Here is a 24,218-nt window from a genome sequence, read left to right as displayed (position 1 = left end):
CGTGAAAGCGCCTGAGCTTCCACCGGAAAGTTCCTACCGGCCCTCACGCCACCAGAGCGCGGAGAAGGCAAGGAGCAGGGCGGCAAGCCCTGCAAAACCGGCAAACAGCGGTAGGGTGTTGACACCTTTCAGCACCGTCTCATCGGTCATGCGTATCAGTATGCGATCCTCATCGGCAACCCTGATATCGCCCCTGACAGGCAGGATATCGGGCAGCGCCACGCGGCCCGAATTGTCGGCGACACGGTGCACGCTGCCCTTGGTGGCGTCGGCCAAGGGCTTCAGAGTTTCGGTCGTCGAAATCATTGCCTTGAATTCCGGCGCATCCACCGCGCCGACATGGACGAGCGTGGTGAAATCGCCGTTCTTGATTTCGAACAGGCCGGTTTCGTCCATGCGACGCTCGATCTTGTAAAGACCTGGCTCGGTATTGTTGAAGGCCATGTTTTCGGTTTTGCCCGAGGGGAAATGCACGCTTGCCTGACCGGGGTCGTCGCCGATGGTCTGGCGGGTAATTTGCAATGTGCGACCGTTGGCGCGTGCCGTCAGCGCCTCTTCCTCAAGCTCCGGTTCCTTCATCAGCCAGTGGGCGATGCGGCGGTAAAGCGCCACATGCGGGCCGCCGCCTTCGTAACCACGCGCCCAAAGCCAGCCCTGATCGGAAAGCAGCATGGCGACACGGCCTTCACCCTGGCGGTTCAGCACCAGCAGCGGGTCCTGCCCGTCACCCAGCATCACGGTCTGGCCCTGCGGCGGCTCGACGCTGACGGTGCGGAACCAGCGTCCCCAATGTGGCGGCTCATCGGCTGACCCTTCCAGCCCGCGGGTAACGGGGTGTTTCTTGCCCGCTTCCGAGAGGCGGGGATAAAAGGCGGACTGATGCACCTGGCCTGTCGGCTGGGCCGGCAGCACGGATGCGAGCGGTGTCATGGCGATCGAATCCTGACCGGCATGTTCCGGGCCGGCTGCGATCAATAGCGCGCCGCCCTTTTCGACATATTGCGCGATGTAATCGTAATAGAGGATCGGCAGCACGCCGCGATGCTGGTAGCGGTCAAAGATGATGAGGTCGAAATCCTCGATCTTTTCCACGAACAATTCGCGTGTGGGGAAGGCGATCAGCGACAGTTCGTTGATCGGCGTACCGTCCTGTTTTTCCGGCGGGCGCAGAATGGTGAAATGCACCAGATCAACCGAGGCGTCGGATTTCAGGAGGTTGCGCCAGGCGCGCTCGCCCGCATGCGGCTCGCCGGAGACCAGCAGCACGCGCAGGTTCTGGCGGATACCTTCTATCAGGTGAACCGCACGGTTGTTCGCGGCCGTCACTTCGCCGGGAAGCTCGGCGACGGAAAATTCCATGACATTGTTACCGCCGCGCGGAACCTTGAAAGTGAAGGGTGTCGGCTGGCCGGGTGTAGCCTGCAAGGTGGCGATTTCTTCGCCGTTCATCTTCACGGTGACTTCCGCCGAACCACCGCCTGCGGCTGCACGGCCATCATCGAAGACGCGCAGCGTCAGTTGCTGTTCCTCGTTGACGATGCCAAAGCGGGGGGCGCGGACGATCTCGATACGGCGGTCGAACTCATCGGCCTTGCCGGTGACCAGCCCGTGGACGGGAGCGCGGAAACCGAGTGCCTGTTCGGCATTGGGCAGAGCATTCGGAATATCGTGGATCTGGCCATCGCTGAGGAAAATCGCACCGCCGACGCGGGAGGGCGAAACATCGGAGACGGCGGAGGAGAGGGCAGAGAAAAGCTGCGTCGAAGGTGAATCGCTCTCGCCATCATCACGCACTTCCACAATGCGCGGTTCGATGCGCGGGAAGCGGGACAGACGGTCTTTCAGCGCGGCGAGCGCCGTATCCGTCATCTGCGGTCGGTCCTGCACGTCCTGGCTCTGTGATCGATCGATGATAACGGGGACGATCGTGGAGAGAGGCTCGCGTTCCTCCTGCGTCAAAAGCGGATTGGCGATGGCGGCAAGCAGGGCGGTAAGCGCCAGCCCGCGCAGCCATGCGCCGCGCACGCCGCGCCACAGGCCGATGAAGGAGAGAACAAGGGCGGCGACGGCCAGAACGGCAATCACGATCCACGGCAGGAAGGGGGCGAATGTCAATGTCATGTCACTGCCCCAATCGTTCGAGAAGTGCGGGAACGTGGACCTGATCAGCCTTGTAGTTGCCTGTCAGCATATACATCATGATGTTGACGCCAGAGCGAAACGCATGTTCGCGCTGCAGCTCGTCCGGCGGCACGGTGGGCAGCACCGGTGCGCCCTGCGCGTCGACGGCCCATGCGCCGGCGAAATCATTGCCTGTTATCATGATCGGCGTCACGCCATCGCCGGAGGAGGAGAGGCCGGATGTCGTCTTTGCCGCCCCCTGGCGCGATTCCACCCAGAGCGGCGAGCCGTTGTAGCGGCCGGGGAAATTGGTGAGCAGGTAGAAAGACCGCGTCAGGACGTGGTCTTCCGGCACGGGCTCCAGCGGCGGAATATCGATATTGGCGAGGATCGCCTGCAAACGTTCGCCATTGGGGCTGGTCGCGCCAGTGTCGAGCGACGAAAACTGGTCGCGCGTGTCGAACAGAACGGTGCCACCGGCGCGCATATAGGCATCGATGCGCGATATGGCGGCGCTTGAAGGCATGGGGGCGGAGGCCGACACCGGCCAGTAGATGATCGGGTAAAACGACAATTCATCCTTGGATATATCGAGGCCGACCGGCTGGCCGGGCTCCAGCGTCGTGCGCCAGGTCAGGAATTCGCTCAATCCCTGCAAACCCTGTTCGGAAATGCGGTCGACATCGTCCTCGCCGGTGCGGACATAGGCGAGATGCGTCGTGTCCAGCCGCTCGAAAATCTGCTCGTCACCGGGTTTGGGGTCGTCGGCGCGCGCGTCAGTTGGGGACATCGCGGCGAAGGCGCCAATGGCCAGCAGCACGGTGGCAGCCGTGGCGCTGCGGGCTTTCGGCAGGCGTGCGAAGGCGCCGTTCATGAAGAGCACGATGAGACTGTCGGCAATCAACATCAGGAAGGCGGCGATGAACAAGGCCGGGCGCAGCGATTTCGCTGTTTCGCCTATCAGTGCTTCGCTGGTGGTGTTGACACCGGCGACCGAGGCATCGAGCGGGCGAAGCGTGGCGCCAGCCGGTAGAAGATTGAGAGCCACGAAACCATCCTCTGTGCCATAAAGGCCGGGGGGATTGTCGAAACCGGTGCGGGGAGCCTGACCGGGGCGCATTTCCAACGGCCGGGCGGAGCCGACATCGGCTGACAAAGCACCTTCGGCCGTCAGTAGCCGGAAGGGCGGCAATGCTGCGGCCGGGGCATTCGCGGAGGTGGAAGCACCGCCTGCCTTGGACAATTGCACGATACGGCGCAACATATCGACGAAGTGGCCTGATATCGGCAGGTCGGACCAGCTTGCCTCGGCGCTGACATGGAACAGCACGATGCGGCCCGCCTCGACATTGCGGGTGGTGACGAGTGGCGTGCCGTCGGCAAGGCTCGCCCAGGTGCGCTCGGCAAGGTCGGGTGTCGGTTCGGCCAGAACCTGCCGTTTGACGAGCACGCCATCGGCCTTCGGCATTCCGGCAAAGGCGCCGAAATTCGGGAAATCGGCAAGCGGCTGTGGCTCGGCCCATGAGAGCGCGCCGCCAAGCGCGCGTTCACCCTGCCGCAAGGTCACCGGCACCAGGGGATCGTCGGCGGGGGCTGCGGCAAGGCGCGGTCCGGCAAAACGGATCAGCGTGCCGCCACCGGCAAGCCAGCGCTGCATCGGCTCATAGGTTTCCTGCGGCAGACGTCCGATATCGGCCATGACGATGACGGAAGGATTGGATTGCAGGATTTCCGGGATCGCCTGCGCAAGATCTGCCTGTCGTTGCGGGATGAGATCGACAAAAGGTTGAAGGGCGCGGCTGATGTAATAAAGCGGCTGCAGCAGCGGCTGGAAATCATTGCCGGTTTCACCGGCCAGCAGCGCCACGCGGCGGCGGCGGAAACCGTCGTCCAGAAGATGCACCGCGCCCGCCGTCGAAACTGCCTCGATGGAGAGGCGGGCGAAGTCGTTGCGCAATTCGAAAGGCGCTTCCACCGTCGCCGTTGTTTCCGCTTCGCCGGGGGCGAAACTGGCGGTGCCAGTGGCAAGGATGCGGCCCTGGCTGTCCTGCGCATTGACGGTCAACCGGCTGGGGGAGGCTGTGTCGAGCCGCGATAGCGTGACGCTCATCGCATCGGCATTGTTGGTGGCGCCGGTAATGGCGGCGATGGATTTCCCGTCACCCGTGACGATGCGGAATTCGGCAGCTGAGAGGCTGGCCAGCGTTTTAAGCGCGCTTTCATCCTGCGCGGTGGCCACGCCGTCGGCAATATAGGCGAGCGTGCCGGGGGAGGTGCCGTTCAGCGCCTCGGTAATGGCTTCCGCCGTGCGCACGCGGTCGGGCGCAAGCGGCTTCGGCTTGGCGGCGGCAAGCTTGTCCAGCGCCACCGCCGTGGTTGCCGGCACCGCGTCATGTTCCGCATCGGCGGTGAAGCTGATGGAAACGGGGCGATCGGCCCTTTCCGCATCGCCGATCAGGGCCTGAGCGGTTTCGACGCGTCTCTGCCAATCGGTTGCGGAGGCCCAGCTATTATCGACCACAAGCACCAGGGGACCGGTGCCGGCAATGCTGTTGTTGCGCGGGTTCACCACCGGATCGGCCAGCGCGAAAATCACGGCGGCGGCGAGCGCGATGCGCAGCAATGTCAGCCACCACGGGCTTTTCGAGGGCGTTTCCTCGCGCTTCAGCACGGTGGCCAGAATTTTCAGCGGCGGAAAAACTTCCGCCTTGGGGCGCGGCGGGGTGAGCCGCAGCAGCCACCAGATGGCTGGCAGTGCCAGAAGGCCGAAGAGGATATAGGGGCTGGTGAAGACGAAGGGCAATGCGCTCATCGGTTGCCACCGCCTTGCGCGGGCGCACCGGACAAATACATGTGAACGGCCACAAGCGCCTCGGAGGCGAGATGATCGGTGCGGTGAAACACGAAATTCCAGCCTAGACGGCGCAGCGACGAAGACAGCGCCTCGCGGCGGGCGAGATAGGCGCGGGTATAGTCCTCGCGAATGGTTTCCGCGCGGCCGGAGACGAGTTTTTCACCGGTTTCCGGGTCGGTAAATTCGGTGCGGCCCGAATAGGGGAAGGTTTCTTCGGCCGGATCGGCGATTTCCACCACATGCCCGCGCAAGCCGCGCCGCGCGAGTGGCGAAATCCGCTCCATCACATTTTTCGCATCATCGAGAAAATCACCGATGAGGACGATATCGCTTGCACCGCGGATCATGCCCGTTTCCGGCATGCCTGTGGTGAGCGGCGCGTGCATGATGGCGGCAGCCAGACGTTCGGCGGCGTTTCTGGCCGAGATGGGCTCCATGATGCCGGGACAACCGATACGCTCGCCCGAGCGCGCAAGGATTTCAGCCAGCGCCAGCATCAGCACCAATGCGCGGCTTTCCTTGGAAACGGAGCCGAGGGTGGATTTGAACATCATCGACGGCGACATGTCGGCCCAAAGCCAGATGGTGTGGGCAGCTTCCCATTCGCGATCGCGAACATAGGTGTGATCGTCGCGGGCCGAGCGTCGCCAGTCGATGCGCGACAGACTCTCGCCTTCGGCATAGGGGCGGAACTGCCAGAAATTCTCGCCGATGCCGCGCTTGCGGCGGCCGTGCCAGCCAGCGGTGACGGTGTTGGCGATGCGCTTTGCCTCGACCATGCAGTCCGGCACCAGTGCGGCACGCTGGCGCGCGCGCGCCAGGACTTCGCTACCCGGTGTCTTATCTACGATCTGGCCGATGGATGCCACAGGCACTCCTTTCGAGAAAGCTTAGGCAGATGTCAGAGCGGTGGGCCGCTCCGAGTTTTTGTCGAGCATCGGGTTTTCCGAAACAGCGTCACACTTTTCGGTCCGATGCCTTAGTTCTTCGCCTGCTCCACAAGGGCTGCGATGACATCGCGCACCGACATGCCTTCGGCGCGGGCGGCGAATGTCAGCGCCATGCGGTGCTCCAGCACCGGTTCGGCCAGCGCGTAGACATCGTCCAGCGACGGCGCGAGCCTGCCTTCGTAAAGTGCACGGGCGCGTGCCGTCAGCATCAGGGACTGGCCGGCGCGGGGACCCGGGCCCCAGACAACGTGTTTGTCGGTCAATTTGTTGCCGTGGCCGGGGCGGGCAGAGCGGACAAGCGAAAGGATCGCGTCCACCACCTTGTCGCTGACCGGCATCTGGCGGATGAGCGCCTGGATTTCCATCATGCGTTCGGCGTCGATAACCTTGCGTGCCTCGCCCGATGCGGTGCCTGTCGTGTCGAGCAATATCTGGCGTTCGGCGGCAAGCTCGGGATAGCCGACATCCACCTGCAGCAGGAAGCGGTCGAGCTGCGCTTCAGGCAGTGGATAGGTGCCTTCCTGTTCCAGCGGGTTCTGGGTAGCGAGAACGTGGAAGGGTTTCGGCAGGTCGTAACGCTGGCCGGCCATGGTGATGTGATATTCCTGCATTGACTGCAGCAGTGCGGACTGCGTGCGCGGGCTGGCGCGGTTGATTTCATCCGCCATCAGCAATTGCGCGAAAACCGGACCTTTTATGAAGCGGAAGGAACGCCGCCCGTTTTCATCCTGATCCATGACTTCGGAGCCGAGAATATCCGACGGCATGAGGTCCGGCGTGAACTGAATGCGGTTGGCATCAAGCCCGAGAACCGTTCCGAGCGTGGTGACGAGCTTGGTCTTGGCAAGGCCGGGAACGCCGACGAGCAACGCGTGGCCGCCCGAGAGTATGGCGAGAAGCGTGTTCTGCACCACTTTTTCCTGGCCGAAGATGACCTTGGATACCTCCGCGCGGATCGCGGCAATATCCGAAAGCGCCTTTTCGGCCGAGGCGACGATGGCTTTTTCGTCGAGGGTTTCGCCGGTATTCATCACGCCCATGTCGCTCTCCTCATACCTTTGCCGCCGACCCATTCCTGCCCCGATCCTGATGGCCATTGGCCGGGGCGGATTTCGCGCTGCAACTAGCTTATTGCTCTCTTGGCCGCTGACAAGCGCCATTCGAATGACTATGTCGTGACTTAGTATTTCCTTATCGGCAAAGCGAGACTCGAATATGGCAGCGGAGACGATAAATTCGGCAAGCGATGCAGCAGGGCTGGCGGCGATGATTTCCCGCGCCGCCGAGCAGACCGGCGACGCCAAACGTGGACCTGCCCCGGTGGACCGCTGGAATCCCCCCTTTTGCGGCGATCTCGACATGGAAATCCTCGCAGACGGCACCTGGTTCTATATGGGTACGCCCATTGGCCGGGCGCCGCTGGTGCGGCTGTTTTCCACGGTCCTGCGCAAGGATGACGACGGCAAGACCTATCTTGTAACTCCTGTGGAAAAAGTCGGCATCCGCGTGGTGGATGCGCCTTTCGTGGCCGTCGAGATGAAGGTGACGGCGGGCGAGAAGGATGGCGGATCGCTTTTGACCTTCCGCACCAATGTCGGCGATGTGGTGGAGGCGGGGCCGGAGCATCCGCTACGCTTTACGATTTTCGGAGAAAACCGCGAATTGAAACCCTACATTCTGGTGCGCGGCAGGCTGGAGGCGCTCGTCTCGCGGGCGGTGATGTATGATCTCGTGGCACTCGGCGAGGTGATTGATGTGGACGGTGTCGAGATGTTTGCCGTGCGCTCGGGCGGGGTTGTCTTTCCCGTGATGCCCGCCAATGAACTGGAACGGCTTTCGCAATGACGATGACGACGACGCGCCTTGAAACTTTTACCGCCGCCGATTTCCGCCGCCGGGTGCTGGAGGAAGGCGAGGGCGTGGCGGAACGCGAGAATGGCGATCATCTGCTCAATCCGGGCGTGGTGCTTTCGGGAAACGGTATAAGGCTGAAGGACGCCGCCGTGCTGGTGCCTGTCATCGACGACGGCAACGAAGCGCGGGTGATTTTCACCCAGCGCACCGCAACCCTGCGCAAACATTCCGGCCAGATTTCCTTTCCGGGCGGTGGCATCGATGCCGGGGACCGCACACCGGAAGAGGCGGCCCTGCGCGAGACGGAAGAGGAGATCGGCCTCTCGCGATCTTTCGTGGAAACAGTCGGGCGTCTGCCGGATTATATTTCCGGTACCGGTTTTCGCATCAAGCCGGTGCTGTCGGTCGTTCGTCCCGGCTTTGACCTGACGCTCAATCCCACGGAAGTGGATGAGGTTTTCGAGGTGCCGCTGTCCTTTTTGATGGACCCGGCCAATCACGGGCGCGGCAGCCGCATCTTTCAGGGGAAGGAGCGGTTTTTCTACGAAATGCCCTATGGCGAGCGCTACATTTGGGGCATTACGGCGGGCATCGTGCGGACGATTTACGAGAGGTTTTATTCATGAGCAGCGTTGCCGGGCGGGACTGGTTTGAAAAGCCGGCGCTGAAGCGCATATTCGCGCTGTTGAACGCCGATGGCGGCGAGGTGCGGATCGTCGGCGGCGCCGTGCGCAATGCGCTGATGGAACAGCCGGTCGTCGATGTCGACCTGGCGACGACGCTTACCCCCGATGTGGTGGTTGAGCGCGCCAAGGCGGCGGGCATCAAGGCGGTACCGACCGGCATAGAACACGGTACGGTCACGCTCGTGATAGACGGCGAGGGTTTCGAGGTGACGACGCTGCGCCGCGATGTCGAGACCAATGGCCGCCATGCGCAGGTCGCTTTTGGCACAGACTGGCAGACCGATGCCGAGCGGCGCGATCTCACCATCAACGCGCTTTACGCCGACGAGAAAGGCGAGATCATCGACCTCATCAATGGTCTGCCAGATATTGAAACAGGAACCGTGCGATTCATCGGCGATGCGGCGATGCGGATTTCGGAAGATTATCTTCGGATCCTTCGGTTCTTCCGTTTTTTTGCCCATTATGGTTCCGGTCGCCCCGATGCCGATGGTTTGCGCGCCAGTGCGCGGGCCAAGGACAAGCTTGGGACGCTTTCGGCCGAGCGGGTGTGGAGCGAGCTGAAAAAGCTGCTTTCCGCGCGCGATCCCTCCCGCGCCTTGCTGTGGATGCGGCAATCCGGCGTGTTGGCGGAAATTCTTCCCGAAACGGAAAAATGGGGTATCGACGCCATTCACGGGCTGGTGGCAACCGAACAGGCGCTTGGCTGGACAGTTGACCCGATGCTGCGGCTCGCTGCCATAGTGCCGCCCGACAGGGAGAGGCTAACGGCGCTTGCTGCGCGGCTGCGGCTGTCGAAGGCTGAAGCTGCATATCTTGCCCACTGGGCTTCCGCGCCGGTAGTCGATCCGGAGATGAGAGAGACGGCGCTCGACCGGCTGCTTTACCGGCAGGGCGTTGACGGTGTGAAGACGCGGCTGAAACTGGCGCTTGCCTCGGCCCGCGCCGACCTTTCGGGCGGTAAGGCGGCGATGCAGAAAGTCGCGCGGCTTTCAACGCTGCTGACGAGAGCGAACAAGTTCCACAAGCCCGGCTTTCCGCTGAGCGGCGCTGATGTGATGGCCGCGGGCGTGGAGTCCGGTCCGAAGGTAGGCGAGGTGCTGAAAAGCCTCGAAGAAAAGTGGGTCGACGTCAATTTCTCGCTTGACCGGGCAGCGCTGACCGCCCGGCTGAAGGATATGCTGGAGAATTGAGATCGCAGCGGCGGAGGCGTTGCGGCTCAGGCCGCATTTGCCTCATCGCGGATGCGGGATTTGATGTTTTCGATCATGTTTTCGCGGATGATGGTTTCGCCGTGGGCCGATCGCATATGTTCCACGGTGCGGCGCACGACTTCCGCGTCGTCATCCGCGCGGGTGTGCCAGGCACAGCCGGGCACCAGCGTTCCACATTCAAACAGTCTCATGGTCTTGCCTCCCTGTTTTAGACAGAGGGACAGCCTGCAAATGCCTGCTGTCCCTCTGACAAGAAACGAACGGTCGCCGCTAATGTTCCAGAGCGGCGTCCGCTGACCCTGTTCAGGCCCTATTCGGGCATCGCCCAGCACTGGAAAACAGAGGATGTGCCGGCTGCCGGGATTTTTGTACGAGGCATTTCGTCATTGTCGGCCCGCGTCACCGTTTTTCCGGCAAGCGTGCGTTTTACCTGTTCGACATAAAAGGAATGCGGCAGTTCGCGATCACCGGTGGCACGCATTTCCGCTGCCAGGCGGTCGATCAAATCAGGGGTATCAATGGAATGCGAGGCTCCCTCAGCGGAAGCGGACATAGGCATGCTGTTCGAAGTAATCATGACGATAGCTCCTCCAGTACGTCTGCACGCAGGAGATTATCATTGCCTTTATTTTTCCATAAGTCCTAATTTGCGCGATTTGCGCCCAAATTCCTGACGGGCGTCAAATTTACGTGAGTATTTCAGGGCCAGCGGACCACGGGCGGCAGGGAAGACAGAATCGATTCGACATTGCCGCCGGTCTTGAGACCGAAGATCGTGCCGCGGTCGTAAAGCAGGTTGAATTCCACATAGCGGCCACGGCGAATGAGCTGCTCGTCGCGGTCCTCTTCCGTCCAGGGCTGGTTGAAATTGGACCGCACGATTTTTGGGTAAACCAGGTTGAAGGCGCGGCCGACATCCTGCACGAAGGCGAAATTGGAGTCCCAGCCGCCCTTTTCCTCTTCCGGGTGCAGCCAGTCGAAAAAGATGCCGCCGGTGCCGCGCGGTTCGTTGCGGTGCTTCAGGAAGAAGTACTCGTCGCACCACGACTTGTAGCGCGGATAGTCGGCCACGGGATGGCGGTTACAGGTGATCTCGAAGCCGCGGTGGAAAAGCTGGGTGTCCGGGTCCTGTTCCGTCCGCCGGCGTCCAAGCACGGGCGTCAGGTCCGCGCCGCCGCCGAACCAGTGGCTGGTGGTGACGACCATGCGGGTGTTCATATGAACAGCCGGCACATTGGGATTGACCGGATGGGCGATCAGCGAAATGCCGGAGGCCCAGAAACTGGGGTCTTCTTCCGCGCCCGGTATCTGCTGGCGGAATTCCGGCGAGAACTCCCCGTAGACGGTGGAGGTGTGGACGCCGACCTTTTCGAAGACGCGGCCCTCCATCATCGACATCTTGCCGCCGCCGCCCTCGCCATTGTCGCGCAGCCAGTCCTTCTGCACGAAGCGTCCCGGTTCCTGATCGGCGAGCGGGCCGCTCAGCTCGTCTTCAAGGGTTTCGAAGGAGGCAACGATGGTGTCGCGCAGATGCTGGAACCAGGCCTGGGCGGCGGCCTTCTTGTCTTCTATGTCCTCGGGCAAGCCCTTCGGCAAAGATGGCCGTTCCATGCATGTTCTCCTTTGGTGAAGTCGATTCCCTGTCGCATCTAGCAGGTGCTGGCCTTGCGCACAAATTCGACTCGCCAAGTTCACGTGCGGGCACTATCTTTAGCGATGTAGGTGCCAGAGGTGAATATCATGACGAAATTTGCCGGACCGCCGCCCCTGGACGGGCTGAAGCGCAGGATCGCCAATCACCGCAAGGCGCGTGAAAGTGACGGCGGCGACCCGATGCGCAACGGCATGTTCGTGCGGCAGACCTTTTGTCTCGACCGTGAAGAAGCCCGTGCCAAGGCGCGCGAGTGGTTCGACAGCTTTCCGAAAGCCGCCTATTGGACCGAAGTGGAAAGCTGGCGGCAGCTGGAAGGCGACCGCATCGAATTCACCATGCGGCGGCTTCCTTCGGCAGACTAAGCTTTAAGCGCGAGGTTCGGCGTAGCGCAGGCGGCTTTCGATCAGCACGCCGCTTTCATCCAGAATGGGATGGGCCACAGACACGATATGGGCGTTTATGCGCTTCAGGTCGCGCAGCATGTCGAGATGCAGTGAACTCGTCTGCATGCTTTCCGTCAGCCCATCGCGCAGCCGCTCCAGATGACGATTGGAGGACTGCTTTTCGAGGCGGCGTATATCCACCTTGCTTTCCATCAGCCGGCGGGCGAGATCGAAATCGCCGGTCACCAGAATGCTCTGGGCGGCCCGCAGATTTTCGATTGTCATATCGAACAGCGTCTTCAGCTCCTCATAACCGTCGTCGGAAAATTTGAAGCTGTTCAGCACCTTCTTGCGGATCTGCTCGCAAATGCCTTTTTCGATGATGTCGCCGATATGTTCGAGATTGATCGCGTAGTCGATGATGGCGATCGAACGGCGCGCTTCGTCGTCTGCAAGCCCTTTGCGCCCCAGTTGGGAAAGATAGACCTTCACCTCCTGCTGACGGCGATCGACCTTCTTCTCGAGCAGGGACACTTCCTGAAGGGGTGCCAGATCATTATGCTTGAAGGCGTTTTCGGCGCGGATCAGCATGCGCTCGATAGCATCGCCGACGCTCAAGACCTCACGTGTGGCATTGGCGAGCGCCACAACAGGCGTATCCAGCGCCTGCTGATCGAGGAAATTCGGGCCATCTTCGGCTTTCGGATCGCCCGGCACCAGCTTTGCCATCAGGTCGGATATGAGGGCTGAGAAGGGCCAGGCAACCGCTGCCAGAATGACATTGAAGATGAGATGCGCATCAACAGGCAATTTGGCGGGCGAAAGCGGCAATTGCTGCAAAAGCGTTGCGCCATAGGATGCCAGCGGCATGGCGATGAGGCAGCCGATGGTACGCACCACAAGGTTGCCGATGGTGATGCGCCGCGCCGAGGCCGGGCCGGAGAGCGTGGCGATGACCGGCGGAATGGCGCCGCCGAGATTGGCGCCGAGAATGAGAACGATGATGAGACCGGCTGACAGCGTGCCGGTAGCAGCAAGCGACAGGATAAGCACCACGACCGCGAGGCTGGAGGAGGAGACGAAGGCCAGCACGGCGGAGAAGATCAACGCGACGGGCCATGCGCCATCAAGCAGACCGATGAAGACGCCAAGGGCTGGCGACGCACGCATCGGTTCGGTCGCGCCGCTCAACAGATGCAACGACAGAAGCATCAGGCCGATGCCGATGACCGCGGTTCCGCCACCTTGTCGGGCGTTTGAGCTACCCTTTTTGAGCACGATACCGGAAAGGATCAGCAGCGGCGACAGCCACTCCACACCGGCCGCGACAATCCAGGCGGTGACGGCGGTGCCGACATTGGCGCCGAGCAGCACGACCTGCGCCATGCGCGGCTTTATTAGATCGCGTTCTGCGAAGGAGGCGACGGTAAGCGCGGTTGCCGTCGAGCTTTGCAGCGCGACAGTGGCGAAAAAGCCGGAAAAGAAGGAACGCGGGCCACTCTGGGTGCCCGTCGCCAATACACTTCGCAGTTTCATGCCGAAGGCACGGGTAACCCCGTCCTTGACCTGGGCAAGACCAAAGAGCAGCAGCGCGACTGCGCCGAGAAGGTTGACGATGACAATGGTGGATTGCATGCGACGTCTCCTCACACCCGCCGGCGGATGGCTCCGGCGAGGGCGATTTTTGTTGTCCGGCTAATAAGTATAGGAGCCTGAACGCTTTCGGTACAGACCGGGTTGCGACAGTTTTGAAGCAAAAACGGTCAATTTTTGTATTTGCACGAAAAAATGGCGTTAAAAAAGGCGCTTACGACCATGCGGTCTGGCGCAAAGCCTCGCCGGTGATCATCGCGGCGGACATTGCGACGTTGATGGAGCGCTGCCCCTCGACCATCGGGATGATGATTCGCTCCTGCGCCTTCTCATGCACGTGGTCCGGCACACCAGCACTTTCACGGCCGAAAAGCAGGATATCGTCGGTCCGGTAGGCGATTTTCGTATAGGGCAGGGCGGCCTTGGTGGAGGCGAGAACGAGGCGGCGGCCGGTAGTTGCGCGCCACTCCTCAAACCGGTCCCAGCTGACGTGGCGCGTCAGCGTCGCCGCTGCGATGTAATCCATGCCTGCCCGTTTCAGGTTGCGGTCGGAAATATCGAAACCGGCCGGCTCGATGATATCGACGCCGAGGCCGAGACAGGCCGCCAGCCGCAGGATCGTGCCGGTATTGCCGGGAATATCCGGCTGGTAGAGGGCAATCCTGATTTGGGGTCTGATATCGCTCATGGTCTTCTCGTCGCGTTTGGAATGCCGGACCGCTTATCACGGGCGGCGGGCTTGTGACAGATGCAGCCCGAGACCGTTTCGAAGAGTGCCGTATTCATTCGCGTGACACACAGTCGGGCTACCCATTAACCAACGTGTCGTCAGGCCGATCCGGCACATCGGGTTGCGTCGGATCGGCGTTGTTTCGATCCGGATTCCGCGCAGCAAAGACAGGAAGATATCATGTCCGAACGGGTTAATTTCGTCCATTTGACCGATCTGCATGTGGGCAATCCGCAGGTGCAGGACGATGATCTTTATTCCGACACCTCGGCCACGCTGGCCGATACTCTGGTGCAGATCAAGGCGCTTGTGCCACAGCCCGAATTCATAGTTGTGAGTGGCGATCTGACCAACAGGGGCGATGCCGGCAGCTATGAGGAACTCAAGCGCCTGCTGGATGAAGCTGCGATTGACGTGCCCGTTCTTTTCGCGCTCGGCAATCATGATCGCCGCGATGGCTTTTATCCGGTGATGCTCGGCCGCCATGAGAATATTGACGAGCCCTATGACTATGCCCTGGTGATTGCCGACATCCATGTCATCGTTCTTGATACCAGCGTTCCCGGCAAGGTTGGCGGTGCTTTCGAACCCGGGCAGATCGAATGGCTCGCGCAAGAAATCGAAAACCACCCCGAACTGCCGAAGCTTCTGGTGATGCACCACGCGCCGGCGCTCGATTTCGATCGCCCCGAGGCCGAATGGGAATCCCTCTCCTTCGCCGATACCGAGGCGCTGGACGAGGTGCTGTTCGAATACGATGTTATCGGCATTCTGGCGGGCCACATTCATTATGACCGCATGTCGCACTGGCAGGGCATTCCCGTGGTGGTCGGCATCGGCCAGCATTTCGCCACCGATCCGCTGTGGCTGCACGAGGGCGTGCGCATGCTGTCCGGTGCGTCCTTTACCATCGGCACGGTGCGGGACACGGGTCTGAGCATCACTTTCGTACCCCGGCCCAGCGATCGCCGGGAACTCAAGCGCCATACGCAGGACGGCATGGCCGCGTTGATTGACGATTACGAGAGCGGGCAAGCGCAGGACGCCGCCGAGTAAGCTGCGCATCTCAGCCTTACGACGGGCGGAGACCTTTGCGGGTCATCTCCGCCCTTTCGGCAGAATTGGTCGCAATCGAGAGCTTTTCTGAGGCGTTCGGCATCTTTGCGGCTGGTCAACGATTAATTTTTGCGCTACAAGGCGACATCTTCAACACCAGCTAGGGAGGTTCTGATGCAAAATGACATTCGTATTCGCCTCCCGGCCCCAGTAGTGCTGCTGCTGGCCTAGGTGTTACCCCGCGGTTCGACCGCGTTTCCCATAGTTTGATTCGTCATGTGGCTGTTGCGGCCATATCCAATACTTTTCTGTTCCGTCGTGAGCCATATTTGCGTTTGCTCACGTTTCACGATGGGGCGATTGCTTGCCGGAGCTTGGCCTATGTTTGGCTGGTTTGAAAAACGCCTTGATCCTTTTCCCTCTTCGGCGCCGTCTGTGCCGCCGAAGAAGCTTTTGCCGTTCGTGTGGCATTATGTGCAGCCCGCATGGCCGTGGCTCCTGCTGCTCGGCCTGATGTCCATGGGCATCGCCGTTGCGGAAGCCATGCTCTACAAATTCCTCGGCAGCATCGTTGACTGGCTTTCCACGGCCAATCGCGAGACGTTCTTTGCCGATGAGGGCTGGCATCTGATGGTCATGGCCGGACTGGTGCTTATCGTGCTGCCTTTGATGGGCGCAGTGCACACCATGACGATGCACCAGACGCTTGCCGGCAATTTCGGCATGATCGCGCGCTGGAAGATGCATCGTTTCCTGCTGCGCCACTCCATGAACTTTTTCGCCAACGAATTTGCAGGCCGGGTTTCGACCAAGGTGATGCAGACGGCGCTGGCGATCCGCGAAGTGGCGCTGAAGGTGATCGACGTGTTCGTCTACGCGATCAGCTTCGTCGTCTCGATGCTGTTCATGGTTGCTGCCGCAGACTGGCGGCTGGTCATTCCGCTGCTGGTGTGGCTCGGCATCTATATGGGTATCCTCACCTATTTCGTGCCGAAACTCGGCCGGCTGGCGCAGGAGCAGGCCGATGCGCGCTCGATGATGACGGGGCGTATCGTCGACAGCTATACAAACATCTCGACGATCAAGCTGTTTTCGCATGCGGGCCGCGAGGAAAGATATGCGCGTGAGGGCATGAACGTGTTTCTCGGAACCGTTCACCGCCAGATGCGCAAGATTTCCGGCTTCAACATCCTGATCGACCTCAACAATGCGGTCGTGCTGTTTTCCACGGCCTCGCTCGGTCTTTATTTCTGGATGCAGGGTTCGGTCACGGCCGGCTCGGTTGCCATTGCCATAAGCCTTGCCATGCGCGTCAACGGCATGTCGCAATGGATCATGTGGGAAGTCACCTCGCTGTTTGAAAACATCGGCACCGTCTATGACGGCATGTCGATGATGACGAAGCCGCACGATATCGTCGATGCTCCGAAGGCGCCTCAGCTTGCGGCACCGCAGGGCGCGATCCGTTATGACAATGTCCGCTTCCACTACGGCAAGACCAAGGGCGTGATTGACGGGCTGACGCTGGATATCAAGCCGGGCGAGAAGGTCGGACTGGTCGGGCGTTCCGGTGCCGGCAAGACGACGCTGATGAACCTGCTTCTGCGTTTCTACGATCTGGAAGCGGGCAGGATCACCATCGACGGGCAGGACATCTCCAAGGTGTCGCAGGACAGCCTGCGCGAGCTGATCGGTGTCGTGACGCAGGATACCTCGCTGCTGCACCGTTCGATCCGCGACAACATCGCCTATGGCCATCCCGAGGCCACCGACGAGCAGGTGATCGCGGCGGCAAAGCGGGCGAATGCCTGGGACTTCGTGGAAACGCTTGTGGATATGCATGGCCGTCAGGGCCTTGATGCCCAGGTGGGCGAACGCGGCGTGAAACTGTCCGGCGGCCAGCGCCAGCGTATCGCGATTGCCCGGGTGTTCCTCAAGAACGCGCCGATCCTGGTACTTGATGAGGCGACCTCAGCGCTCGACAGTGAAGTCGAGGCGGCGATCCAGGAAAACCTGTTCTCGCTGATGGAAGGCAAAACGGTGATCGCGATCGCGCACCGCCTGTCGACGCTGACCGAAATGGATAGGCTCATCATCCTCGACAAGGGCCAGATCGTGGAATCGGGCAGCCATGCGGAACTGGCGGCGATGGGCGGTATCTATGCCGATCTATGGCGGCGCCAGTCCGGCGGCTTCATAGCCGACCACGAGGCGGAAGTGGCTGCCGAGTAAGGAAAGATCGAGGGGCGGGAAGCATGGTTTCCCGCCCTTTCGTTTGCGGTTCGCGCTTATGTATGTAGGCGAGTTAAACCTCTCCTCCGTCATGCCGGCCTTGAGCCGGTATCCAGCACGGCGCGTCTGCGCCGTGAAAGGAGTCCGCGATCAAAGACTTGATTGCGCTGGACCCCGGATCTAGTCCTTGGTGACGGAGTGAGGATGCTGCGAGTGCGCAAAATCCAGGCGGGTCTATCCAGAGCCCGGTGGAACATTCTCCGCCCTTTTTCATTTCCCGAACGTTACCGAAATATAATCTCTTCCCGAACGCTCTGCGGCTGTTCCCGCTCCGGGAATCCGCCTATATCCGGATCATGGTCATTACCCGCATCTTCGAGTTTTTCGAGAACTGGATAAAGCCCTTCGCCCGCAAGGACGATTTGCGGCCGCCGGAAAACACGTCCGGTTTCATCTGGTTCTATATCTCGCAGGCCAAGGCGCCGTTTCTTGCCATGCTGGTGCTGGGCGGGTTGACGGCTGCCATTGAGGCTGCGCTTTTCTGGTTCGTCGGGCGGCTGGTCGACATTCTCTCGACCGTCAAGCCGGAAGAGGGCTGGGCTGGACTGCTGGCAGCCCACGGCGGCGAACTCGTCGGCATGCTGGTGTTGATCGGCATCGTGCGTTTTATCGTCACCATGGTGACCGCGCTGGTGGACCAGCAGATCATCACGCCTGGCTTTTACAATCTGGTGCGCTGGCAATCCTATATGCATGTGGCGCGGCAATCGCTGACCTTTTTCCAGAATGATTTTTCCGGCCGCATCGTCACCAAGGTCTGGTCGGGCGGGCAGGCGGCGGGCGATCTTGTCACCTCGCTGATGGAAAGCGTCTGGTTTGTCGGCATCTACTCCGTCTCGATGCTGTTGCTCATCGGCGGGCTGGATTGGCGGCTTGCCGTCGTCGTCCTCGTCTGGGTGCTGATCTTTTCGCTGCTGGCGCGTTATTTCGTGCCGCGCATCCGTTCCCATTCGAAAGAAACGGCAGAGGCGGCCTCCATGCTTTCCGGCCGGATGGTGGATGCATATAGCAATATCCAGACGCTCAGGCTGTTTGGGCGCGACGATGCCAATGACCGCTACATGCGGCAGGGCTTCGATATCTTCCAGAACGCCACGATGACGTTCACGCGGTTCATCACCGGTGTGCGCGCCTCCATGGCGCTGCTGTCGGGTGTGATGATCACGTCGATGGCGGCGCTGTGCATCGATCTGTGGCTGTCCGGCAAGATCAGTTCCGGCGCTGTCGCCTTCACGCTGGCACTGGTTCTGCGCCTCAACTTCCTGCTCGGGCGATTGATGACGCAGTTCAACGGCATCATGCGCAATTTCGGCACGGTGCAGAATGCGGCGGAGCTGATTTCGCAGCCGATCGGCCTCGTGGACGCGCCGGATGCGACGGTGCTGGACGTGAAAAGTCCAAGTATCCGCTTCGAAAACGTCAGCTTCCATTATGGGCGGGCGAACGGGGTCATCGACAATCTTAATCTCGATATCAAGGCGGGGGAGAAGGTCGGCATCGTCGGACGCTCCGGCGCGGGCAAATCCACGCTCGTCAATCTGCTGCTGCGGTTTTACGATGTCGAGAAAGGCCGCATCCTCATTGACGGGCAGGATATCGCCAAAGTCACCCAGGAATCATTGCGCGCCCATATCGGCATGGTCACGCAGGATACCTCGCTGCTGCACCGTTCTATCAGAGACAACATCATGTTCGGCCGAACGGATGCCACCGAAGCGCAATTGCTGGAGGCGACACGCCGGGCCAAGGCGGATGAGTTCATTGAACGGCTGGAGGACCAGCGCGGCCGCACGGGTTTCGACGCACATGTCGGCGAACGCGGCGTGAAATTGTCCGGCGGCCAGCGCCAGCGCATCGCCATTGCCCGCGTGATGCTGAAGGATGCGCCGATCCTCGTCCTCGACGAGGCGACGTCTGCGCTTGATTCGGAAGTAGAAGCGGCGATCCAGAGCAATCTGGATGAGTTGATGCAGGGCAAGACAGTGCTGGCCATCGCCCACCGTCTGTCAACGATTGCTGCTCTCGACCGGCTGATCGTGATGGATCAGGGCCGTATCGTCGAGCAGGGCAGCCATTCAGATCTCGTCTCGCAGGGCAGACTTTATTCGGAACTCTGGGCGCGACAGTCGGGCGGCTTCCTCGCTGTGGACGAGGCGGCCCAATAGGGCCTGTCGACAGCTATTTCCCGATCATGAAATCCGCCATCAGTCCGAAATGATTGGAACCGAGGCTGTCGGGCAGACGGGTGGTTTTCAAGAGCGTGGCCGGTTCGCGGGCGAAGATATGGTCAATCGCGATGCCGAAGCGACCTGCCTTCGTCGGCCACGTGGCGGGTTCCCATGCCGCTTTTTTCAGGTCGTTGGCGGCGAGGAAGTCGCGCATGTCGGGAGCGATGCTGGCCGAATTGAAATCTCCGGCCAGAATGAGCGGCCCGGTGACGCGAAAGAGAATTTCGCTGACTTCGTCCAGCTCATCCCGGTGATAATCGTCGAAATAGGGTTTGGTGATGTGACCTGCGGCGAGCGTCAGCTCCGTGCCGTCGAAATCGATGCTGGCGATGGCGAAACGGTCGCGGCGCAGATCGCTGAGGCTATGGAAACGGCCCTCCAGCAGCGGCCGCTTCGACAGGATCAAAAGATCACAGGTCGGCGTTCCGGCATAACAGCCGAGCCTGTGGGGGTAGGTTTGCTGAAGGCGCGGCAGAACAGATTCCAGCGCAGCCGCCTCGAACAGATAGACCGCATCCGCGTCTGATTCGAGAATCGTATCGGCAATCGCATCCGCATTGGCGGCGTTATCCATCAATACGTTGAAGGACAATAGCCGGAAGGGTCTAGCGCCAGGTGCCGCATTGGCGGTTGTCGAGAATTCCATGAGCATGGCGACGGCGTGGATGGCGAGTGCAAGCGACCAGATGATGAGGAAAGCGGAAATCGCGTCACGCGTCAGCCAAAATACCAGGCATGACAGCAGGATACAGACGAAGGCGATGTGAAGCTGGAAACTGGTGACGAAGGCTAAAAGCCAGAAATCCGTCACATAACGCAGGCTGGCGATGAAAAGTACGGCAGCCACGACCGTGGAGACCATGCACGAGAGCTTCGCCGTCATCCGAATCCCTGCTTTCCAAGCTCTCCCTTGATGTCTCGTAACATGCCGCAGGGGTGGGCACAATGTTGCCCGCTTGCCGGGGCTTAGGAAAAAATCAGAAACAAATCCGCCCCTTCTGGCAGAATTACGGCAGCTTTGTGTGCTTTGCTCTTGCCAAGTCAGTCAATATTTTGCGATCAAACAGAATGACGCGGTTTCTCAAACGCCGCGAGGATGACCGAGACGGTGGGACGGAGATTGTCTTGGATCAAATCATAGCGGGAGGACTCATGCGATTTACGGCAAAAACAGCGCAGAGGATGGTGTAGCGGTGAGCGAGCACGTAACCAATCACGACGCCTCGGGTGAACCGACCCGTCGCGATTTTCTTTATCTAGTAACCGGAATGACGGGCGCAGTTGGTGCCGCCGCAGTGGCATGGCCCTTTATCGACCAGATGCGTCCAGACGCATCGACGCTGGCGCTTGCCTCCATCGAGGTGAATGTCGCGGCGGTCGAGCCGGGCATGTCGCTGACCGTGAAGTGGCGCGGCAAGCCGATTTTCATCCGTAACCGCACGGAAAAGGAAATCGGCGAAGCCAATGCTGTCGCTCTTGCCGATCTCAAGGATCCGGTGGCGCGCAACGCCAACATTGCCCCCGACGCGCAGGCGACGGACATTGACCGTTCCGCCGGTCAGGGCAAGGAAAACTGGATCGTCATGATCGGTTCCTGCACCCATCTCGGTTGCGTTCCGCTCGGCCAGGCCGGCGATTTCGGCGGTTGGTTCTGTCCCTGCCATGGCTCGCATTACGATACGGCGGGCCGCATACGTAAGGGTCCGGCGCCGCAGAACCTCGCCATCCCGACATTTGCATTCACATCCGATACCGTGATCAAGATCGGATAAGGGGACAGATATTTATGAGTGGTCATTCCAGTTATCAGCCGTCCACCGGCATCGAGAGGTGGATCGATTCGCGGCTTCCCTTGCCGCGCATGATCTATGACAGCTTCGTTGCCTATCCTGTCCCGCGTAACCTGAACTACGCCTACACATTCGGCGCGATGCTGGCTGTGATGCTGATCGTGCAGATCCTCACCGGCGTCGTGCTTGCCATGCATTACGCCGCTGAAACGACGGTTGCCTTCAATTCCGTCGAAAAGATCATGCGCGACGTCAACCACGGCTGGCTGTTGCGCTACATGCACGCCAACGGTGCGTCGTTCTTCTTCATCGCGGTTTACCTGCACATCGCCCGCGGCCTCTATTACGGCTCCTACAAGGCGCCGCGCGAAATCCTCTGGATTCTCGGCTGTGTGATCTATCTCTTGATGATGGCGACGGGCTTCATGGGCTACGTTCTGCCCTGGGGTCAGATGTCCTTCTGGGGTGCAACTGTTATCACCGGCTTCTTCACGGCTTTCCCGGGCATAGGTGAGTGGATCCAGCAGTTCCTGCTCGGCGGCTTTGCGGTGGACAATCCGACGCTCAACCGCTTTTTCGCGCTCCATTACCTGCTGCCCTTCATGATCGCTGGTGTCGTCATCCTGCACATCTGGGCGCTGCATGTTACCGGTCAGACCAACCCGACCGGCGTGGAAGTGAAGAGCAAGACCGACACGGTGCCCTTCACGCCCTATGCGACGCTGAAAGATGCACTCGGCGTTTCGGTGTTCCTCATCGCTTATGCGTGGTTCGTCTTCTACATGCCGAACTTCCTCGGCCACCCTGATAACTACATCATGGCGGATCCGCTGAAGACGCCGGCGCATATCGTGCCGGAGTGGTATTACCTGCCGTTCTACGCGATGCTGCGCGCCGTCACCGTCAACATCGGGCCGATCGATTCCAAGCTCGGTGGCGTTCTCGTCATGTTCGGCGCGATCATCGTGCTGTTCTTCCTGCCCTGGCTCGATACGTCGAGGGTTCGCTCCGCCGTCTATCGTCCCTGGTACAAGCTGTTCTTCTGGCTGTTCGTGGTCAACGCCATCCTGCTCGGCTGGCTGGGTTCGCGTCCGGCGGAAGGTAGCGGCCTGTTTGGCCTGCTCTTCGGAGGCGATATCAAAGGCAACTACGTCGGCTTTTCGCAGCTTGGTACGTTCTATTACTTCGGTTTCTTCCTCGTCATCATGCCGGTACTCGGTCTGGTGGAAACGCCGCGGCGTATTCCGAATTCGATTACCGAGGCCGTTCTCGAAAAGAACGCCAAGAAGACTGCCGCGCCAGCGGCGGCCGAAGTCTGAGCGCGAAGGAAGGATGACGACAATGAAGACGCTTCTCACGAGCATCGCGCTTATCGCCGCCATCGGCTGTTCCGCCGCCGCTTTTGCGGCGGAGGAGAGCCATGATCTTGCCGCCAAGACCGAGCATGCGATCGCCGGCAATCACTTTCCGATCATCAAGCCCGAGGAACAGAGCTGGTCTTTTGCCGGTCCCTTCGGCAAATATGACAAAGGCCAGTTGCAGCGTGGCCTGAAGGTATACAAGGAAGTCTGCTCTGCCTGCCATTCGATGAGCCTCGTTTCCTTCCGCACACTAGGCGATCTCGGTTATTCGGAAGAGCAGGTGAAGGCTTTCGCTGCGGAATATGAAGTGCAGGACGGGCCGAACGCCGACGGCGAAATGTTTAATCGCAAGGCTGTGCCTTCCGATCATTTCCCTTCGCCATTCCCGAACCACGAAGCGGCGGCTGCCGCCAATGGTGGCGCCGCACCGCCTGACATGTCGCTGCTTGCCAAGGCGCGCGGCGTGGAGCGCGGTTTCCCGCAATTCATCATCGACATGATCCCGATCATTGGTGGTTATCAGGAAGGCGGGCCGGATTATATCCATGCGCTGCTGACCGGCTATCAGGAACCGCCGGCCGGCATAAAAAACCCGGATGGTTCGGATTACACGGTGTCGGAAGGCACGCACTTTAACCCGTACTTCGTTGGCGCCACTTCCTTAAAGATGGCGCCGCCGATCAGTGCCGATCAGGTGACCTATGACGATGGTGCACCGCAGACGGTTGATCAATATTCCAAGGACGTGTCCGCTTTCCTGATGTGGGCCGCAGAACCGCATCTGGAGGCACGCAAGCGCACCGGCTTCATGGTCATGGTGTTCCTGTTCATCTTCACGGCGCTGATCTATCTCACCAAGAAATCGGTCTACGCCAACAAGGAACATTGACCGGCTTCAAATGCCTGCAATCATTGGCCCCCATGGTCTTGCCCTGGGGGCCTTTTCATGTGTCGAAGGAGGATGAGAAATGGCGAAAGTCCGGAGCGGTGGTTGCCTGTGCGGTTCCGTCCGTTTCGAGGCCACGGGTGAACCCGGCAATCCGCACAGCTGCTCCTGCGATATCTGCCAGCGGCATTCCGGCGCTTCCAGCCTTGCCTGGGTGGAGTTTGCGAGCGATGCAGTGGTCTGGACGGGAGAGGGCGGCGCGCCTACGGTTTTCCGATCTTCCGATTACTCCAGCCGGGCCTTTTGCCCGGTCTGCGGTAGCACGCTCGGCGCAGTCGACGATGCGCCTACCATTGCGTTGGTCTCCGGTTCCTTCGACGACAGGAACGATGAGGCGCTACGGCCTCTGTCGCATTCCTTCGCGGATGTATGCCCGGTCTGGGCGCGGATCGAGGGAATGTCGGGGTAGGAATGAGCGGGCGGTCCTTTTTAGTTGGTCCGCAGCCACCAAGTTGATAGGGTGGCCCGAACCTTCTGATCCATTTCCCAATCTAACTGGAAATACC

The 24,218-nt window shown here is 60.5% G+C and carries 21 protein-coding genes; 11 read left to right on the top strand and 10 right to left on the bottom strand.

Annotated elements, in window-relative coordinates:
• Positions 1 to 33: 33 nt before the first annotated feature.
• From CRP02_RS22530 to CRP02_RS22515, 4 genes are all read right to left on the bottom strand, one after another.
• A complete protein-coding gene (locus tag CRP02_RS22530) occupies positions 34 to 2,121 on the bottom strand; it encodes a hypothetical protein (RefSeq protein WP_097172338.1) in 2,088 nt (695 codons plus the stop codon).
• Between the two features lies 1 nt (position 2,122).
• Positions 2,123 to 4,933 (bottom strand): DUF4159 domain-containing protein, encoded by a 2,811-nt coding sequence (locus CRP02_RS22525; protein ID WP_097172337.1) that lies wholly within the window; start codon positions 4,931 to 4,933, stop codon positions 2,123 to 2,125.
• Positions 4,930 to 5,844, bottom strand: a complete 915-nt coding sequence (locus tag CRP02_RS22520) for a DUF58 domain-containing protein (protein ID WP_003513542.1) — start codon at positions 5,842 to 5,844, stop codon at positions 4,930 to 4,932. The genes CRP02_RS22525 and CRP02_RS22520 overlap by 4 nt, the downstream gene beginning before the upstream one ends.
• Before the next feature lie 110 nt (positions 5,845 to 5,954).
• Positions 5,955 to 6,965 carry an AAA family ATPase gene (locus CRP02_RS22515; RefSeq protein WP_097100675.1) on the bottom strand — a complete coding sequence of 337 codons (1,011 nt, stop codon included), beginning with the start codon at positions 6,963 to 6,965 and terminating at the stop codon, positions 5,955 to 5,957.
• Between the two features lie 175 nt (positions 6,966 to 7,140).
• On the opposite strand from CRP02_RS22515, the gene CRP02_RS22510 reads away from it, so the two are divergent.
• From CRP02_RS22510 to CRP02_RS22500, 3 genes are read left to right on the top strand one after another with little or no spacing between them, the layout of a single operon-like run.
• Positions 7,141 to 7,770, top strand: a complete 630-nt coding sequence (locus tag CRP02_RS22510; protein WP_097172336.1) for a DUF1285 domain-containing protein — start codon at positions 7,141 to 7,143, stop codon at positions 7,768 to 7,770.
• Positions 7,767 to 8,405 (top strand): NUDIX hydrolase, encoded by a 639-nt coding sequence (locus tag CRP02_RS22505; protein ID WP_003513539.1) that lies wholly within the window; start codon positions 7,767 to 7,769, stop codon positions 8,403 to 8,405. Before CRP02_RS22510 ends, CRP02_RS22505 begins: the two co-directional genes overlap by 4 nt.
• Positions 8,402 to 9,658 carry a CCA tRNA nucleotidyltransferase gene (locus tag CRP02_RS22500; protein ID WP_097172335.1) on the top strand — a complete coding sequence of 419 codons (1,257 nt, stop codon included), beginning with the start codon at positions 8,402 to 8,404 and terminating at the stop codon, positions 9,656 to 9,658. Before CRP02_RS22505 ends, CRP02_RS22500 begins: the two co-directional genes overlap by 4 nt.
• 26 nt (positions 9,659 to 9,684) lie before the next feature.
• Here the strand turns inward: CRP02_RS22500 and CRP02_RS22495 are convergent, their stop codons facing one another.
• The 3 genes from CRP02_RS22495 to hemF form a co-directional block, all read right to left on the bottom strand.
• Positions 9,685 to 9,870 (bottom strand): DUF1059 domain-containing protein, encoded by a 186-nt coding sequence (locus CRP02_RS22495; protein ID WP_003513537.1) that lies wholly within the window; start codon positions 9,868 to 9,870, stop codon positions 9,685 to 9,687.
• A 119-nt stretch (positions 9,871 to 9,989) separates the two neighbouring features.
• A complete protein-coding gene (locus CRP02_RS22490; RefSeq protein ID WP_097172334.1) occupies positions 9,990 to 10,256 on the bottom strand; it encodes a hypothetical protein in 267 nt (88 codons plus the stop codon).
• 122 nt (positions 10,257 to 10,378) lie between these two features.
• Positions 10,379 to 11,290 carry an oxygen-dependent coproporphyrinogen oxidase gene (hemF, locus tag CRP02_RS22485; protein WP_097172333.1) on the bottom strand — a complete coding sequence of 304 codons (912 nt, stop codon included), beginning with the start codon at positions 11,288 to 11,290 and terminating at the stop codon, positions 10,379 to 10,381.
• 129 nt (positions 11,291 to 11,419) lie between these two features.
• On the opposite strand from hemF, the gene CRP02_RS22480 reads away from it, so the two are divergent.
• Positions 11,420 to 11,695 (top strand): hypothetical protein, encoded by a 276-nt coding sequence (locus CRP02_RS22480; protein WP_013636608.1) that lies wholly within the window; start codon positions 11,420 to 11,422, stop codon positions 11,693 to 11,695.
• A gap of 3 nt (positions 11,696 to 11,698) precedes the next feature.
• Here the strand turns inward: CRP02_RS22480 and CRP02_RS22475 are convergent, their stop codons facing one another.
• Both CRP02_RS22475 and CRP02_RS22470 read right to left on the bottom strand, forming a co-directional pair.
• Entirely contained in the window at positions 11,699 to 13,351 is a 1,653-nt protein-coding gene (locus tag CRP02_RS22475; protein WP_065662220.1) for a Na/Pi cotransporter family protein, read from the bottom strand.
• A 172-nt stretch (positions 13,352 to 13,523) separates the two neighbouring features.
• Positions 13,524 to 13,997, bottom strand: a complete 474-nt coding sequence (locus CRP02_RS22470) for a tRNA (cytidine(34)-2'-O)-methyltransferase (protein WP_097172332.1) — start codon at positions 13,995 to 13,997, stop codon at positions 13,524 to 13,526.
• 222 nt (positions 13,998 to 14,219) lie between these two features.
• Here CRP02_RS22470 and CRP02_RS22465 point away from each other — a divergent pair, with 222 nt between their 5' ends.
• The 3 genes from CRP02_RS22465 (at position 14,220) to CRP02_RS22455 (ending at position 19,552) form a co-directional block, all read left to right on the top strand.
• Entirely contained in the window at positions 14,220 to 15,095 is an 876-nt protein-coding gene (locus CRP02_RS22465) for a phosphodiesterase (protein ID WP_097172331.1), read from the top strand.
• Positions 15,096 to 15,476: 381 nt separating this feature from the next.
• Positions 15,477 to 17,327: an ABC transporter ATP-binding protein gene (locus tag CRP02_RS22460; protein ID WP_097172330.1), complete on the top strand. Its 1,851-nt coding sequence runs from the start codon at positions 15,477 to 15,479 to the stop codon at positions 17,325 to 17,327.
• Positions 17,328 to 17,575: 248 nt separating this feature from the next.
• Complete coding sequence (locus CRP02_RS22455) at positions 17,576 to 19,552, top strand: ABC transporter ATP-binding protein (protein ID WP_414896241.1); 1,977 nt, start codon at positions 17,576 to 17,578, stop codon at positions 19,550 to 19,552.
• Positions 19,553 to 19,565: 13 nt separating this feature from the next.
• On the opposite strand, the gene CRP02_RS22450 is transcribed toward CRP02_RS22455, so the two are convergent.
• The gene (locus CRP02_RS22450; RefSeq protein WP_097172329.1) at positions 19,566 to 20,498 is read right to left on the bottom strand and encodes an endonuclease/exonuclease/phosphatase family protein; all 933 of its coding nucleotides are present in this window, start codon (positions 20,496 to 20,498) and stop codon (positions 19,566 to 19,568) included.
• 310 nt (positions 20,499 to 20,808) lie between these two features.
• Between CRP02_RS22450 and petA the strand changes: the two genes are divergently transcribed.
• From petA to CRP02_RS22425, 4 genes are all read left to right on the top strand, one after another.
• Positions 20,809 to 21,387 carry a ubiquinol-cytochrome c reductase iron-sulfur subunit gene (gene petA / locus CRP02_RS22440; protein ID WP_003513514.1) on the top strand — a complete coding sequence of 193 codons (579 nt, stop codon included), beginning with the start codon at positions 20,809 to 20,811 and terminating at the stop codon, positions 21,385 to 21,387.
• Positions 21,388 to 21,401: 14 nt separating this feature from the next.
• Positions 21,402 to 22,724 (top strand): cytochrome b, encoded by a 1,323-nt coding sequence (locus tag CRP02_RS22435; protein ID WP_097172327.1) that lies wholly within the window; start codon positions 21,402 to 21,404, stop codon positions 22,722 to 22,724.
• A 22-nt stretch (positions 22,725 to 22,746) separates the two neighbouring features.
• Positions 22,747 to 23,655 (top strand): cytochrome c1, encoded by a 909-nt coding sequence (locus CRP02_RS22430; protein WP_097100662.1) that lies wholly within the window; start codon positions 22,747 to 22,749, stop codon positions 23,653 to 23,655.
• Between the two features lie 79 nt (positions 23,656 to 23,734).
• On the top strand, positions 23,735 to 24,121 hold the full coding sequence (locus CRP02_RS22425) for a GFA family protein (protein ID WP_097172326.1): 387 nt from the start codon (positions 23,735 to 23,737) through the stop codon (positions 24,119 to 24,121).
• The last annotated feature ends 97 nt before the right edge of the window (positions 24,122 to 24,218 follow it).

It is taken from the genome of Rhizobium sp. AN5 (genome assembly GCF_900215255.1).
Lineage (GTDB): Bacteria > Pseudomonadota > Alphaproteobacteria > Rhizobiales > Rhizobiaceae > Agrobacterium > Agrobacterium tumefaciens.
This window is presented reverse-complemented; position numbering and strand designations above follow the sequence as displayed.

Coding starts and splice junctions, on each gene's coding strand:
- CRP02_RS22515 (WP_097100675.1), bottom strand. CDS start 6,965: ATGGGCGTGATGAATACCGGCGAAACCCTCGACGAAAAAGCCATCGTC.
- CRP02_RS22505 (WP_003513539.1), top strand. CDS start 7,767: ATGACGATGACGACGACGCGCCTTGAAACTTTTACCGCCGCCGATTTC.
- CRP02_RS22510 (WP_097172336.1), top strand. CDS start 7,141: ATGGCAGCGGAGACGATAAATTCGGCAAGCGATGCAGCAGGGCTGGCG.
- CRP02_RS22490 (WP_097172334.1), bottom strand. CDS start 10,256: ATGATTACTTCGAACAGCATGCCTATGTCCGCTTCCGCTGAGGGAGCC.
- hemF (WP_097172333.1), bottom strand. CDS start 11,290: ATGGAACGGCCATCTTTGCCGAAGGGCTTGCCCGAGGACATAGAAGAC.
- CRP02_RS22425 (WP_097172326.1), top strand. CDS start 23,735: ATGGCGAAAGTCCGGAGCGGTGGTTGCCTGTGCGGTTCCGTCCGTTTC.
- CRP02_RS22470 (WP_097172332.1), bottom strand. CDS start 13,997: ATGAGCGATATCAGACCCCAAATCAGGATTGCCCTCTACCAGCCGGAT.
- CRP02_RS22465 (WP_097172331.1), top strand. CDS start 14,220: ATGTCCGAACGGGTTAATTTCGTCCATTTGACCGATCTGCATGTGGGC.
- CRP02_RS22495 (WP_003513537.1), bottom strand. CDS start 9,870: ATGAGACTGTTTGAATGTGGAACGCTGGTGCCCGGCTGTGCCTGGCAC.
- CRP02_RS22525 (WP_097172337.1), bottom strand. CDS start 4,933: ATGAGCGCATTGCCCTTCGTCTTCACCAGCCCCTATATCCTCTTCGGC.
- CRP02_RS22450 (WP_097172329.1), bottom strand. CDS start 20,498: ATGACGGCGAAGCTCTCGTGCATGGTCTCCACGGTCGTGGCTGCCGTA.
- CRP02_RS22475 (WP_065662220.1), bottom strand. CDS start 13,351: ATGCAATCCACCATTGTCATCGTCAACCTTCTCGGCGCAGTCGCGCTG.
- CRP02_RS22530 (WP_097172338.1), bottom strand. CDS start 2,121: ATGACATTGACATTCGCCCCCTTCCTGCCGTGGATCGTGATTGCCGTT.
- CRP02_RS22480 (WP_013636608.1), top strand. CDS start 11,420: ATGACGAAATTTGCCGGACCGCCGCCCCTGGACGGGCTGAAGCGCAGG.
- CRP02_RS22430 (WP_097100662.1), top strand. CDS start 22,747: ATGAAGACGCTTCTCACGAGCATCGCGCTTATCGCCGCCATCGGCTGT.
- CRP02_RS22460 (WP_097172330.1), top strand. CDS start 15,477: ATGTTTGGCTGGTTTGAAAAACGCCTTGATCCTTTTCCCTCTTCGGCG.
- CRP02_RS22500 (WP_097172335.1), top strand. CDS start 8,402: ATGAGCAGCGTTGCCGGGCGGGACTGGTTTGAAAAGCCGGCGCTGAAG.
- CRP02_RS22435 (WP_097172327.1), top strand. CDS start 21,402: ATGAGTGGTCATTCCAGTTATCAGCCGTCCACCGGCATCGAGAGGTGG.